Source organism: Foliimonas ilicis, assembly GCF_039939195.1.
Taxonomy (GTDB): domain Bacteria; phylum Pseudomonadota; class Alphaproteobacteria; order Rhizobiales; family Rhizobiaceae; genus Foliimonas; species Foliimonas ilicis.
The window spans coordinates 230,891-244,136 of record NZ_JBDUUH010000006.1; the positions used below are offsets into that span (position 1 = coordinate 230,891).

12 protein-coding genes and 2 pseudogenes are annotated in these 13,246 nt (G+C 57.7%); 6 read left to right on the forward strand and 8 right to left on the reverse strand.

Annotation, left to right across the window (positions count from 1 at the left end; all coding sequences use genetic code 11):
* Positions 1-16: 16 nt before the first annotated feature.
* The 4 genes and pseudogenes from ABFT80_RS15280 to ABFT80_RS15295 form a co-directional block, all read left to right on the forward strand.
* Positions 17-799, forward strand: a complete 783-nt coding sequence (locus ABFT80_RS15280) for an SDR family oxidoreductase (protein ID WP_347972773.1) — start codon at positions 17-19, stop codon at positions 797-799.
* Positions 800-816: 17 nt separating this feature from the next.
* Positions 817-1,602 carry a glutathione S-transferase family protein gene (locus tag ABFT80_RS15285; RefSeq protein WP_347972774.1) on the forward strand — a complete coding sequence of 262 codons (786 nt, stop codon included), beginning with the start codon at positions 817-819 and terminating at the stop codon, positions 1,600-1,602.
* 44 nt (positions 1,603-1,646) lie between these two features.
* On the forward strand, positions 1,647-2,492 hold the full coding sequence (locus ABFT80_RS15290) for a fumarylacetoacetate hydrolase family protein (RefSeq protein WP_347972775.1): 846 nt from the start codon (positions 1,647-1,649) through the stop codon (positions 2,490-2,492).
* Between the two features lie 103 nt (positions 2,493-2,595).
* Positions 2,596-2,940 (forward strand): annotated as a pseudogene (locus tag ABFT80_RS15295) (Tn3 family transposase); the annotation flags it as partial.
* Positions 2,941-3,326: 386 nt separating this feature from the next.
* On the opposite strand, the gene ABFT80_RS15300 reads toward ABFT80_RS15295, so the two are convergent.
* From ABFT80_RS15300 to ABFT80_RS15315, 4 genes are all read right to left on the reverse strand, one after another.
* Entirely contained in the window at positions 3,327-4,649 is a 1,323-nt protein-coding gene (locus ABFT80_RS15300) for a type II toxin-antitoxin system HipA family toxin (RefSeq protein ID WP_347972881.1), read from the reverse strand.
* Positions 4,639-4,923 (reverse strand): helix-turn-helix transcriptional regulator, encoded by a 285-nt coding sequence (locus ABFT80_RS15305; protein WP_455189949.1) that lies wholly within the window; start codon positions 4,921-4,923, stop codon positions 4,639-4,641. Before ABFT80_RS15305 ends, ABFT80_RS15300 begins: the two co-directional genes overlap by 11 nt.
* Before the next feature lie 470 nt (positions 4,924-5,393).
* A complete protein-coding gene (locus ABFT80_RS15310) occupies positions 5,394-5,519 on the reverse strand; it encodes a hypothetical protein (protein ID WP_347972777.1) in 126 nt (41 codons plus the stop codon).
* A gap of 42 nt (positions 5,520-5,561) precedes the next feature.
* Positions 5,562-5,996, reverse strand: a complete 435-nt coding sequence (locus tag ABFT80_RS15315) for a transposase (RefSeq protein WP_347972778.1) — start codon at positions 5,994-5,996, stop codon at positions 5,562-5,564.
* A gap of 207 nt (positions 5,997-6,203) precedes the next feature.
* On the opposite strand from ABFT80_RS15315, the gene ABFT80_RS15320 reads away from it, so the two are divergent.
* Positions 6,204-7,253 (forward strand): DUF4238 domain-containing protein, encoded by a 1,050-nt coding sequence (locus ABFT80_RS15320; RefSeq protein WP_347972882.1) that lies wholly within the window; start codon positions 6,204-6,206, stop codon positions 7,251-7,253.
* Positions 7,254-8,016: 763 nt separating this feature from the next.
* On the opposite strand, the gene ABFT80_RS15325 is transcribed toward ABFT80_RS15320, so the two are convergent.
* Together ABFT80_RS15325 and ABFT80_RS15330 are read right to left on the reverse strand one after the other, a co-directional pair.
* On the reverse strand, positions 8,017-8,160 hold the full coding sequence (locus tag ABFT80_RS15325) for a hypothetical protein (protein WP_347972779.1): 144 nt from the start codon (positions 8,158-8,160) through the stop codon (positions 8,017-8,019).
* The gene (locus ABFT80_RS15330; protein ID WP_347972780.1) at positions 8,157-9,284 is read right to left on the reverse strand and encodes a Fic family protein; all 1,128 of its coding nucleotides are present in this window, start codon (positions 9,282-9,284) and stop codon (positions 8,157-8,159) included. The genes ABFT80_RS15325 and ABFT80_RS15330 overlap by 4 nt, the downstream gene beginning before the upstream one ends.
* Positions 9,285-9,829: 545 nt before the next feature.
* Between ABFT80_RS15330 and ABFT80_RS15335 the strand changes: the two are divergent.
* Positions 9,830-9,904: pseudogene (locus ABFT80_RS15335) on the forward strand (ATPase); the annotation flags it as partial.
* 452 nt (positions 9,905-10,356) lie between these two features.
* Here the strand turns inward: ABFT80_RS15335 and ABFT80_RS15340 are convergent.
* Together ABFT80_RS15340 and ABFT80_RS15345 are read right to left on the reverse strand one after the other, a co-directional pair.
* Positions 10,357-11,499, reverse strand: coding sequence for an MFS transporter (locus ABFT80_RS15340; protein WP_347972883.1), 1,143 nt, complete (start codon positions 11,497-11,499; stop codon positions 10,357-10,359).
* A gap of 819 nt (positions 11,500-12,318) precedes the next feature.
* Positions 12,319-13,233, reverse strand: a complete 915-nt coding sequence (locus tag ABFT80_RS15345; protein ID WP_347972781.1) for a LysR family transcriptional regulator — start codon at positions 13,231-13,233, stop codon at positions 12,319-12,321.
* Positions 13,234-13,246 lie beyond the last annotated feature (13 nt).

Sequence of the window (13,246 nt, forward strand, 5' to 3'; positions counted from 1 at the left end):
GAGGAGACTTCACAAAATGGACTTGGGTATCAAAGGAAAGCGCGCCATCGTGTGCGCCTCATCGAGAGGGCTTGGGAAAGCCTGCGCGAAGGCACTGTCTGAAGCAGGGTGTTCCGTGTTTATCAACGGGCTAGACGGCGACAGACTAGAAGCAACGGCGACCGAGATTTTGAATGCAACCGGTAACGTTGTGGTTCCCGTTCGAGCGGATATCAACACCGACGAGGGAAGACGTGCGTTACTTGAGGCGTGTCCAGACCCCGACATCCTCGTGAACAATAATGCGGGGCCCACGCCCAAGCACTACAGCATGATTACGCCGCAGATGTGGGAACAGGCGCTCAACGCCAATATGTTGGCTGCAGTCTATCTTATCCAAGCTGTTCTTCCAGCTATGCGGGAGCGAAAGTTCGGCAGGATCGTCAACATCACTTCCGCAATGGTGAAATCACCGCATATCAGCGACATGGGCCTCAGTGTGGCCGCACGCACAGGATTGACAGCTTTTTGCAAGGCGACGTCGCGCGAGGTAATTATCGATAACGTCACCATCAATAACCTGCTTCCGGAGCGCTTCGATACGGGGAGGCAGGTATTCATGGCAGAAAAAGTCTCGAAAGAAGACGGCATCACTTATGAGGAGGCTCGGCGGAAAATCGTAAAAACCATCGCGGCCGATAGGTTTGGTCGACCAGAAGAGTTTGGGAACACGTGCGCATTTGTTTGCAGTGCGCATGCCGGGTTTATGTCTGGCCAAAGCATTCAGTTGGATGGCGGCTCTTTCCACGGCCTTTTATAAACACAAGGTAATCAAAAATGTTGAAACTTTATCACGCTGCACATTCGACGTGCAGCCAGAAAGTGCGTCTTGTGTTGGCAGAGAAAGGACTCGATTGGGAGGACCATCTCATCAATTTAGCCACCAACGAGCATTTGAGGCCTGAGTACTTGGAGATAAATCCAAATGGCGTAGTGCCGACGCTGGTGCACGACGGCACAGTGGTAACTGACTCGAGCGTAATTTGCGAATATCTCGACGAAGTCTCTCCCGATCCGGCCATGTCTCCTCCTACCGCCGCTGGGCGGGCGCACATGAGAGCGATTATGAGGTTCCTCGAAGAAGTACCAACGCCCGCGGTCAGACCGCCATCGTTCAACATGGCGTTTTTGCCACGGTTTGATGGCTTGGACGACGATAGCTTCCAAAAGCAACAGTCCGATATTCGGCCGATCAGAAAGCACTTCTACCGCGAAATGGGAAAGGGAGGCTTCGATGAAGGTGCCATTCGAGCGGCGTTAGACAGGTTCGACACAAGTCTTTCGAGAATGGAACGACACCTTGGCTCGACAGACGGTTGGCTTGCGGGAGCAGCCTACACCATAGCAGATGCAGTCGCACTCCCGCTTGTGGACAGGATGTACGACTTGAAACTGGCAGGATGGGAAGGCTTTTATCCACTCGTTTCAGGTTGGTATGAAAGAGCCACGGCCCGCCCATCGTTCCCGCAGGCCTTTCCCACCGGCTCACGTCTCTCAGAGTTTCTTGAAATAAGGCCGCTGCAAGTCGAGCCCGAATGGGGGAAAAACGCCCAATCTTCGTGACTACGTAAGTTTTACTTTCAACCTTCAAGGAAAGGAACATTCGAATGAAACTTGTACGGTATGGTAATCCCGGATTTGAACGACGCGGAGTTATCGATGCAAATGGCTCTCTAAGAGATGTGCATGATATCACCAACGACGATCCTGGCGTGTTCCTCGATCAGGACAGTGTCGAAACTCTCCGCCGTCTCGACTTGTCTATATTGCCAAAAGTCGACGAAGGGATACGTCTCGGCTCTTGCGTGGCAGTTCCCACAAACTTCATTGCCGTCGGCCTGAACTATGCTGATCACGCCGCTGAGTCTGGGATGCCGATCCCCGTTGAGCCAATTCTGTTTTCTAAAGCACCCAACTGCATTGTTGGACCGAACGATGATGTCGTTATTCCACGGGGTTCGCTGAAAACGGATTGGGAAATTGAACTAGCATTCGTCATCGGCAAACGTGCATTTAACGTCGCCGAAAACGAGGCGATGTCGCACGTCGCAGGCTTTTGCATATGTAATGACGTCTCAGAACGCAGTTGGCAGATAGAGGGGACCGGTCAGTGGTTGAAAGGCAAAAGCGCGCCGACGTTTGGGCCGCTCGGTCCGTGGCTTGTCACGCCTGACGAAGTTAAAAACGTTGACAATCTCCAAATGGAACTCAGGGTCGATGGAAAGGTGATGCAGACAGGATCAACGGCAACGATGATTTTTAAAGTCCCGTACCTCTTGTCATACATTAGCAAATTCATGGAACTGTTGCCTGGCGACGTGGTAACAACTGGCACACCGCCTGGCGTGGGTATGGGAAAGAAACCGCCGATCTACCTGGAAGCTGGTCAGCTGATGGATCTTTCCATCGAAAATCTTGGCGTTCAGCGCCAAGCGGTTAAAGCCCAAGGCTAAGCAACGATCACACAGAGACAACAGGGAGGAATTCTTATCGTCCTTCCTGACGCCGGAATGACTGTTATTTGCTCTTCACCGGACAGCCCCTCCGAAACCTATCGCCGCTCAGGCCAGCATCACCGACGCTCATGCCCGTCACCCGCATTCCGGCCTGTGGGGCAATGGAACGACCGCATCGTCCGACGGACAGTTCTTACGCGCGAGCGACCGCGCGGCAAAACGCAGCGATGCCAATCTGCATTACGGCAGCAAACCGGGGCCGAAGTTTTACAGCCACCTGTCGGATCAGTACGGTTATTTCAGTATTTTGCCCATCAGTCCCACTGAAAGCCAAGCGGCCTATGTGCTCGATGGCCTCTTCGAACAGGATACGATCCTCGACATCCAGGAGCACTTTACGGACACCGGTGGCGCAAGCGATCATGTGTTTGGCCTCTTCGCCTTGAGGCCACCGGATAGCGGCGCGGCTGGTCAAGACGGCTGACAGTTTCGGACAGGGCGCTCAGCTCGTTTTTCACCGCTTCGCATTGCCGGAGGATATGGGCGCGGAAGGCCTCGTTGGCCGAGGATATGAAATCGGCCGCATCATTTGTGGTGACGCCAGCAAGGCTCGCGACCCATCCACCTGCAAGGGGCACCGCTATCGTGGTGAAGCCTAATGTGCTGGTGAGATGGGCGGGGCCTGCCCATGCGGAGAAAGGCGCCTGGTCGTGGCCGCCCAGAAAGTTAATCCCTGACGCGGTCTGCTCCGCAGCCCATGACGCATGGCCCAGGGAGCGGAGAAATGCTCCCCGCAAAGCGCGTCTTTTGAGAAGCTGCGGCGCTCCCATTTCAGGCGTCTCCGCTGGCGATCAGCGCCTTCCGGGCGGCACCAAACGCATCCTGCAGCGACTTATGGCCATCGAGTCCCTCTATGGCGTAGCTATTGAGAAACTGACGTCCGGCGAAAAACTGGCGGTCGACAGGGGTCAGTTCGGCTTTCTCACAGACCGCCTGCCACTGTCCGGCGATGGTCGTGATCTGCTCTTCGATCAGCGCGGCGGCTTCCGCCTCTTTCAGGTGGTAGTCCGGCGCGGCCGCAAGGCAGGTCGCCAGCGTGCTGGCGCGGCCCTCGCCCTTGATCAGCATGGCCTGTGTGGCTTCGGTGCCCGTGCGGTTTTGCGGGCAGATGTCATAGGCGGGCGTCAGTGTCATCATTTTCCCGTCCCAGAATGCTGCATGGTTGCGGGCATGGTCGTCGGTGTTGCCACACAGCACGTTAAAGCAAATCCGCCCGTAGAGCTCCTTGAGCGTATCCTTGGGAGCCGTGAAGCGATGGCGGATCAGCTCCGCCAAATCCTCATAAGAAGCATAGCGGGCCATCATCTCATCAAGCCCAAGTATGGTCAGCGCCGAGACCATCGCCTGCCGCGTCCAGCCGTCCTTGGTGTTCTTGCGATCGAAGCGCTCTATCAGCAGCACGTCCTTGTGCGCGGCGCGGGTTATCGACACAGATGCTACGTCAAGCCCGCTGGCGCTTGCCAGTTTCATTGCGATGAATTCAGCCTTCACGACGCTGTAGGTATCGTTGCTCGCCGAGAATTTAGCGATGAACTTATTTGTGTCGTCGTTGATAAGCGCTTTGGGGCGCGCGCCGCCGATCGAGGTGCCGTGGTTGAGAGCATGGTCGAGCGCGGGCGTCAGAGGGACGCCTTTTTCAACGAGGGCGGCCGCTTCCATGAGTTCGTCGAGTGATGCTTGCGCGGCGCGGCGGGGGACATACTCTGTTGCCGATGCCTGAAAATCAAGAGCGCCCGTCCGGTCGGAGCCTGAGTGAAGCAGATAGGTAAGCTCGCTGATTTCCGGCACGCCGTCAGCGTCTGGCTTCTTTCGCGTCAGCCGGTTGATGATCACGCGGCGGCCCCAGGCATCGGGCGAGCCGTCGCGAATGCAGCTCGCCATCTGCAAGCCGTTGATGGGCACGATCGCGCCTTCCTGAAGGGGAAGTTCAGGCTCGTAGATAGGAATGGCGTTCTTTCGGCTGCGGTAGCTGGCGCCATAGGTAAAGAGCAGGCGTTCGCCATCGTGGTCGAGGCGGCCTGCGACCACCGGTTCTGTTGCCCCGGGTAGCCAAATCCAGACAAAGGCTTCTGTGGCGTCGGCCTTAGAAGTCATCATTGGTTTCCTTCACCGCGTGACGAACGCTCTTGGGCAGCAGAGTCAGTTTTTCGTCGAGGCGGGCATTCTGCACCTGCAGAGTGCGTTCGTCATAGTCGAAGAGACGCATGCCGACGAGTGAGGCGACCTCGAAGACAATGCCGATCTCGGGGCCTGGCGCGCCTTTTTCAATGCTGGACAGGGTCGTCCGGCTGATGCCGGCGCGGTCGGCCAGTTCCTGCGCCGTCAGGCCTCGCTCGGCCCGGCCGATGCGGATCAGCTTTCCGAGCATGGTGAGCGCTTGGCGCGTCACTCGTGAGTAGCTTCTCGTGCGGGGCAATTTTGTTACCTTTTGTTCATTCAGATGGACGTAAGATGCTTTCATGTCCATAATTTTATACACTTTGCGGTGATGCTAGCGGGAAGTCAAGTTTTGTTCATTTGTTTGGTCATATGAGTGCTTCGTGATCATAATTTTAAACGTTATATGGATTTCGCACTGCTCTTCTGTGGTTGCCGCCCGTTGCGCAAGTCGTTTCTGACCTTTTGAGGGTGTGATCGAATGCGGTCTTCTGTCAGGCTTTCTGCGGCGTTTCAGAAGCCGCTGGCCGGGGTGGTGATCAGCGGATCAGGTCCAAATCTTGTTCCCGAGCTCGGAGCTCCAAGAGCAGTACTGGTTTTCCTGATCCGGATCGTTCGATCTTGCGCCCATTCAGGTCATCGACTTCTCACATCTCTTTGCCGACGTTGACGTAGCTGCATTCATGCAGCCGCCGTCAGCGCCGGATTCCGATAATCCTCTTGCCGCGTCAGCATCGCCCAGATCATACGCACCATCTTGTTCGCCAGCGCGATCGCCACCAGCATTCGAGGCTTTCTTCCAAGCATACGTATCATCCAGGGATCAATGGATGTTTCCTTGCGGCTCGCTCAATTCACGCGAGCCATGGCGCCAATGATCAGCAGCCGACGAATGTCGATCTGACCGGCCCTCGAGACCTTGCCCTGCCTTTCCTTGCCGCCGGACGAAAACTGTCGCGGCACGAGGCCGAGCCAAGCGGCAAAGTCGCGCCCCGATTTGAAGTTTTCCATCGCCGGCGCAAACGCCTCGACGGCCACAGCGGTCATCGGCCCTATACCCGGCATCGTCTGAAGACGCCGCGCCACATCGGTCTGCTTGGCCAGAGAGGCGAGCTTCTGGGTTTTGCTGCCAATTCTGACGGTCTTTTCACCGATTTGCGCCATGAGATCACGACCCTCTTCGCGTACGAGATCAGGCAGTTCATTAGCCGTGTCGTTCAGTATGGCTTCCAGCCCATTGACGTGTCCGATGCCCATCGCCCAGCTCTCTTCCGTTCCCGCCATGCGTGCCCGAATCCATGCCGATGACCCTTATTGATTTCTGTTACAGAAATGGACGCATCCGGGCATGTCTGCCAAGGAGCCGGGTTGAAATCTTTCTGTGCACAAGTTCAGTGCAAAAGGAGTTACAAAAGAGTGCCTGATTGCGCCCGCATCTTGGGCACTGACGTGTTGCATATCCGGCCGAAGCGACACATCATTCCAGGCAGCATGCCAGCCAACAAGTCCCAGCATTTCGTTCCGAGGTGCTACCTCCGAGCTTTCTGCGCCGACAGCACAGGCGCCGCCATCAACGTTTTCAACATGGCCCGGGAACGGTCCATTGAAGCAGCACCGGCGCGAGGACAGTGTGCCAAGCCCTATTTCTATGGATCGGACGGGGTCCTGGAAAATGCATTGCAGCAGCCCGAAGGTGCATACGCGGCCAACATGCGGCGGGCCGTCGACGATCCGCGTGCCTTATCACGTGATGACCTGCGGACGCTGCATGCATTCATGCTGTTGCAGTCCTACAGGAGCGCAGCGTGGCTGAAAGGAGAAATCCGGATGGCGGAGGCGCAACGCGACCTTTTGGCGGCAGAGGCCACGCCCGAGCTGCTTGAAGGGCTCGTCATAACCCACGAGATGGCCATCGAAATGGCTCTCTACGCTTTCAGAAACAGTATCGACACTACGTCACACCTTGAAACCTGTATCCTTCTCAACCGCACGCCGCTTTCCTTCATTACCTCTGATGATCCCGTGATCTACACGAATCGTTTCCACCTGCAAAAAGACGTGTTGGGAGGCGGTGGTCTTGCAAGCCCCGGCTGCATGCTGGTGATGCCGCTCACCCCGCACATGCTGCTGCTGTCGTTTGATCCGGCCATTTACAGCCCGGGCGGGCGTGCGGCGGAGCCGGTCGTCATCGATCGTGTGTCGGACGTCGTCGCCTATAACGAGCTGCAAGCCATCAAGGGTAACGCCAACCTTTATTTCAAGGATTGGAACGACAGGGTGCTCGTCGAAGCGGCCTATCAGGCCGCCAAGCACCGCCGCCGGGACATGTGGTACGACGTTGAGACATTGCAGGAGACCGCGCCTGGTAGCGGTACATTTGTGGCGGTGACGGAGGGCTACGTCCACGATCCCGATCGACGGGAACTGCTGCATACCGCACGTAATATACCCGCGCCCGCGGATTGGCCGACAACGCTTTCCTACACAGTCCGTGCCCGCCGCGCAAAGCGCGGCGTCGACCAGTCCGACCTGTGGGATTAACCCCAATCGGCAGGTGAAATATCATCGTGGACAGCACGAACACGGCCGCACCCTTGGCGGCATAAAGCGCCAGCTTGAGCGCACAGGTCATGACCGGCGACAACAGGATGTCCCAGAAGACAATGAACACCACGACGGCACCCGTGAGAATGCTGAACGCCGTCAGGGCCGGTGTGAAGTCGATGACCCATGCTGCCATGGAAATCGACCTTGTGCCATTAGGACGGGGCGGCCCTTGCCCGCGCGGCGAGCGGAACATTCGACAGCAGAGACAGCACGAAGCCCACCGGTCACCGGCGGGCTCTGTACCGGAATTATTTAGCTGCCGGGGTCTCGGCCTTGGGCCTGTTCTTGCGGACCACGAAGCGGCGGCTCTGCGCCGGCCCCAACGTTTCTGGCAAGAAAGCCGCCACGCTTCAAGGCAAATTCGAAGCGGACAAAGGTCGCGATGTAGTCGCGCGCCATGAGCGGCAGTTGCAGAGAAGGGCAACTATGCTAGAAACTCGCCCAAAACCTGCCAGTCCGTTATCGGCCCCGTTTCAGTCATTCAATCGTGCGCTTTCTCTTCGGCGCTCAACCCAGAAACCCTAGCCTACCTAGCGCTACGTCTTCCATGTTCATACTTGGCGGATGACAAGAATGCAGACGCCCGTTGTTGCACGGCGGCGGTGGCAATTTTGCTCTCAAGGTTGCGATATCGGCCCCGCACAGACGGATCGCCTCATAAAGTTCATGGGCGTTTTGCAGTGCTGCCAATGCCTTCTCAGCCTTGGCGGTCGCCTCTTTGAACGCGCGCCTGTCCGAGCTCATGGATCAACGTCTTCAAGAAGCGGGCATCATCACGCTTTTCATCAAACACCGCTTCCAGTTCCTCAATGCCTTTTTGGATAAATGGCCGCTTGCTCATGCGCGTGCCTCGTCATTATCGGTATCAATATTGAGGTGATAGCGAGTATAGCGGCGCTCCCCGGTTCTGGTCAGCGCGCCGATCTCGACCAGCTCGTGCAAATCACGCGTGGCGGTGGCTCGTGACGCCTTCGTCATACTGAGATAGTTCTCGGCACTTAGCCCGCCCCTGAAGCCGTCGATCCCCTCGCTGAACATGCGGGCGATCGCTTTTGCCTGCCGTTCATTGACCTGATGGCCGATCCGTTCATACAAGCGCGCCTTGGCGATATAGAATTCGACCCGACGCATGGTGGCGTGCTGGGCCTCAAGAACTGTTCGGCCAAAATAGGCAAGCCAGTCAGTAATCTGCATATCCTTGTTGCTGGCTTCCAGCATGTCGTAATAGCGCTTGCGGTTCCGTTCGATCGTATAAGCAAGCGAGATCAGGCTGGGCTGGCCGAGGCTTTGTGCCAAGGCCTTTTCGGAGAGCGCCCGCCCGATCCGGCCATTGCCGTCCTCGAAGGGATGAATGCTCTCGAAAAAGATATGTGCCATGCCGCTGCGGATCAGGGGCGATAACGGTGCATCTCCGTCCGGCGCCGTTTTGTTGAACCAGGTGACATACCGTTCCATCTCCGCTGGCACCTGTTTGGACGGCGGCGCTTCAAAGTGGATTTTGGACTGGCCGATACCACCCGAGACGATATGCATCGGATCGCTATGGTTGCGGTAGGCACCGATGGTCTCGATCCGGCGCTCCCCGGCCATGACCATATCGTGCCAGGCGAACAGCGATTCATGGGAGAGCGGATCGGCAAAGCCTTGATAAAGTTCGACCATCATCTCCGAGATGCCGCGCTCCTTTGGCGGGATGCGCTGATTTTCCGAGCCAAGACCGAACTGGTTGCGGAGCGAGGATTGCAGGCTTTCGCGGCTCAGCATTTCGCCCTCGATCTCCGAGGTCTTTAAGGCTTCATCGCTGATAAGCTCGATACGCAACATATCCCGTTCATCGGGCCGTACATGCCGGTACGCGCCGATAAACTCGCCCGAGCGTAACAGGAATTGCTTTTCGAGCGGTTCGATCTTTGCCGCGTCATAGGTGAATTCCGGCCAATCGGCCTGCTGCCAGTTCCAGATCATGAGTTATAGAGCGCCTTTCTATAACTCATTTTACCCGCAATCAGCGAGCAATAGCAAGTTTTCCTATCGCTCGCGTATCAAGTGGGGAAAGGACGGGACAGGGGGACTTCAAGCCACGAAAATCACGTGATACACCGGTCGAAGACGATGTCGATGTCATTTCAGTACCGGAATGTTGTAAGGTGTAATTTCCGATCTTCTCATGGTTGAATTTGGCATCAGTTAAGATGCAGGTATTGTTGGTGCAGTAGAAGCTACTTTCTACTCCTTCATGGCGTTACACTCACGCCGATCTGGTCAACGGGGCGCGCAAGTCGAGCGCGTTGTCTTGATCGCAGTCATCTCGATCCGGGGGAATAGGGTTTTACCGCGGGTGGAGACCCGCGATCCACCACGCCGGTTAGCGTTGCAGCATCAAGCCACTGAAAATCCTTGCTTTCACGCGGCGCCAACGGTTCGTATCCCATCAAGGCGAAGCCTGATATTGTGCCGACCCACCAGTGGCGGGTTTGGCTGGCAACTTCAAAGAACCGTGACGTTCTCAGCTTTTGGATCGCCTGACCCATTATTGCGAGATAGTCGAGACCGGGAAAGAATCCTGGCGCTTTAAAACCGAAGCGGCGGATATCTCTGGCGTCGCGGTGTCAGGCGAGCGTCCGAGGAACGCGGCAAAGCACCGGACGTGACGAGTCGTGCTGCGTGTGGGAGCCCAGGCCCCGCATAAGCATGTCGTGCTGCATGCGCTGGCGAAGCGGAGAAATAGGTGCATCGGTCGACGGGACAGCCATGGCGAATTTCTCTCGTTGAAGGGAACTCCATGGTCGGCTCGCCCGCCGCTAGCTGCTCAAAAAGCTACGAATACTACGCCATCTCAGCCCGTAGCGCCCCTCCCGCGAAGCGGGTTCGTGCATGGGGTTGCAAGCCGCCATCGCCGCTCGCAAGACCTACATCGGGTTGTAGCGTGGTTCGGCGGAGCTTACTATCTCACCCCGGGGAAACCGGTGACCGGCGGCAGTATCACGCGATAGGCGGCAATCGGCGGCTTTCGGCACCGACTGCGCGGCAGAGGCGGCTATATCGGGCGTTCGGCGGCAACACGAAGCCCAAGCGCAATCCCGGTAGCGACGAGCATCATTCCGGCGGCCAGCAGGAAGGTCAGTTGCATCCCGGTCGCGATCGCGGCCGGCGTCGCACGGATGATATCCTCTGTTCCGGTGCCGAAGGCGAAGAAAGCGCCCATGCAGGATGCGCCTGCGATGAGGCCGATGTTGCGGGAAAAACTGAGCAGCCCCGAAACCGTGCCACGCCGGTCCTTGGAAACGTCCGCCAAGACCGCTGTGTTGTTCGCGGCCTGAAAGAGCTGGTAGCCCGGCGCCAGCACGACGATGGACAACACATAGCCAACAACGCCGATCATGCTCGGCAAGAGGGCCAAGAGGAACGCTCCGACCGTCAGCAGGATGAGACCGATGGCAAGGACGCGACGGCTTCCCCATAGATCGACGAGCCGACCGGACGGAACCCCGCTGAAGATTGAAATCGCGGGGCCGACCGCCATGATAAAGCCGACATGCCTCGCCTCCAGGCCAAGAGCGCGGCTGAGGAAAAAGGGGCCGACCACCAGCGTGGCCATCATGACGGCCGCAACCAGTATGTTGACGACAAGATTGGGTGCCAGTCGCCTGTCCATCACCGACCACGGGCTTGCCGACGGGGCCTTTCCCCTGCCGGGATCGCTTGGCAGCGCGGAGAGAGCGAGGACTAGCGCGAGAACCACCAGCGGCACCTGCACCCAGAAGATGCCGCGCCAACCCGCCAAGGGGATCAGCAGCCCACCGAGCGACGGCCCAAGTGCCGTTCCAAGCGCCGATGTGGTCCCGAGCATACCCATGGCCCGCCCGACATGCGCCTCGTTGGCGGTCTGGCGCATCAGCGCCATGGCGAGCGTCATCAGGAATGCCGCACCGATGCCCTGAAGCGCCCGCGCGCCAATCAGCAGCCACAGTGTCGGTGCGACGGCGCACAACAGCGAGGCGACCGCGAACAGGAGCAAGCCTGTGACGAGCATCGACTTCAGGCCAAAACGGTCGCCGAGTTGACCGGCGATGATAACCGAGATCGTCAAGGTTCCGAGATAGGCGACGACCACCGCCTGAACTTGCGAAAACGGTGCGGAGAAGGCTTCGGCCACCGTCGGCAGCGCGATGTTGGCGATGCTGGTGCCGAGCTCATCCGGTCGCGGTCATTTCGGATCGGCCCACAATCATGCGGCTCATTGACTCGCGGTAGGGAAGCGGAATCTGGAGGAGAAAGGCGATCCGATGTTGACGAGCGCTATGTCTACAATATAGCCGCTAAAGGCGCCTTAAATCGCCATCCAACGGCTTTTCAAATGGTCGCGGCCACGGTCAGCTTGAGCCACACGCCTAAGATTCGTCGAGAGCTTCCAGCTCCAGCTTCGCCGTCAACGCGCTGCTATATTGCTGCTGCCTGGCGATCGGGCGACCGTCGCGGATGGCGAACGGCTCATTGGCGCCCCCGGCAGAGTAAAGCCGACGCTCCGTCGTCATATGCTTGTGTTGATGGCAAGACAACAAGCTTGGCCCAATCTAGTCAATGCTCTTCTGTGTTTGGCGCCCGGAGTGCAAGTCGTTTCTGACCTTTTGAGGGTGTGATCGAATGCGGTCTTCTGTCAGGCCTTTAATTGCGGCGTTTCAGAAGCCGCTGGCCGGGATGGTGATCAGCGGATCAGGTCCAAATCTTGTTCCCGAGCTCGGAGTTCCAAGAGCAGTACTGGTTTTACCGTTCCGGATCGTTCGAACTTGCGCCCATTCAGGTCATCGACTTCTCACACCTCTTTGCCGACCTCGACGATAGCCGCGTTCATGCAGCTGTCGTCTGCGCCGGATTCCGATAATCTTCTTGCCGCGTCAGCCTCGTCCAGACTACACGCGCCATCTTGTTTGCCAGGGCGATCGATGAAAACCAGGCACAGTTAGCAGATTGCGCCAACGAATTTTCGTCACATAATTTTCTAGGCGCTGTTAGTCCCTTGGAGAATTAGATCGTTCACCAACTGCCTTGCCGCCGGCCCCAGCGCCTCGTCCCGCCGATGTGCGACATAGGCGCTTGACGTGACCTCACCATTGCGGCCCATGGCGCTGAGATTGAGCCTCACCAATTTGCCCTGTTCCAAATCCCGTTCAACGACCCAATGCGGCAGCCGACCCCAGCCTGCTCCACCCAGGATGAGATTGTGTTTGGTGTCCTGTGTGTTGACGCGACAGGTCTGGGACGACACCACGCCGAAGTCCCGCCCGGCGGATAAGTCCGAAGGGTCAGACAGAACGATCTGGAGATGATCGGCAATATCCATCAATTCAAGCGGGTGATCTGTATGGCATTGGGCCAGCGGATGCGCTGCTGAAACCACGGCGAACTGATTGATCGATACCAGTGGCTCAAATCTGATGCGGCGGTCACGGAAATCTTCACCGACCATCACGGCAAGTGTACAGCGGTTCTCTCTAAGAGCTTCGAGCGGGCCACCCATAGGCTCCGCCCATACCCGAATGGCGACGGCGGGGAAATCGTGTCGCATTTGTGAGATCGCGCGCGCAACCTCCGGCATGGGGAAGAGCGTATCGACAGAAATTCCCAACTCCGTTTCCACGCCGTCCGCGAAGCCGCGGGCCTGAGCGCGCAATACGTCCACGCGGAGAATGATGTCGCGTGCATTGCCAAGCAACACGTGCCCCTGCGGTGTAAGGACCGGCCGATGCCCCGAACGGTCGAACAACGCGACGCCAAGCGTGGTCTCAAGGTTGGCGATGGCAACGCTGACGCCGGACTGAACGCGTGACAGTTTCCTGGCCGCGGCGCGAAAGCTACCGCTATCGGCAATCGTCACGAACGTGCGGATCTGATCAAGCGTAAGAGTATCCAACATGATCGATTCTCAT

What these genes read in the sequence shown, in the direction of transcription:
- ABFT80_RS15305 (WP_455189949.1), bottom strand. Translation starts at nt 4,923, where the DNA reads ATGCTCGGAAAGCTGATCCGCATCGGCCGGGCCGAGCGAGGCCTGACG.
- ABFT80_RS15345 (WP_347972781.1), bottom strand. Translation starts at nt 13,233, where the DNA reads ATGTTGGATACTCTTACGCTTGATCAGATCCGCACGTTCGTGACGATT.
- ABFT80_RS15300 (WP_347972881.1), bottom strand. Translation starts at nt 4,649, where the DNA reads ATGACTTCTAAGGCCGACGCCACAGAAGCCTTTGTCTGGATTTGGCTA.
- ABFT80_RS15310 (WP_347972777.1), bottom strand. Translation starts at nt 5,519, where the DNA reads ATGCTTGGAAGAAAGCCTCGAATGCTGGTGGCGATCGCGCTGGCGAAC.
- ABFT80_RS15280 (WP_347972773.1), top strand. Translation starts at nt 17, where the DNA reads ATGGACTTGGGTATCAAAGGAAAGCGCGCCATCGTGTGCGCCTCATCG.
- ABFT80_RS15315 (WP_347972778.1), bottom strand. Translation starts at nt 5,996, where the DNA reads ATGGCGGGAACGGAAGAGAGCTGGGCGATGGGCATCGGACACGTCAAT.
- ABFT80_RS15325 (WP_347972779.1), bottom strand. Translation starts at nt 8,160, where the DNA reads ATGAGCAAGCGGCCATTTATCCAAAAAGGCATTGAGGAACTGGAAGCG.
- ABFT80_RS15285 (WP_347972774.1), top strand. Translation starts at nt 817, where the DNA reads ATGTTGAAACTTTATCACGCTGCACATTCGACGTGCAGCCAGAAAGTG.
- ABFT80_RS15320 (WP_347972882.1), top strand. Translation starts at nt 6,204, where the DNA reads ATGCCAGCCAACAAGTCCCAGCATTTCGTTCCGAGGTGCTACCTCCGA.
- ABFT80_RS15290 (WP_347972775.1), top strand. Translation starts at nt 1,647, where the DNA reads ATGAAACTTGTACGGTATGGTAATCCCGGATTTGAACGACGCGGAGTT.
- ABFT80_RS15330 (WP_347972780.1), bottom strand. Translation starts at nt 9,284, where the DNA reads ATGATCTGGAACTGGCAGCAGGCCGATTGGCCGGAATTCACCTATGAC.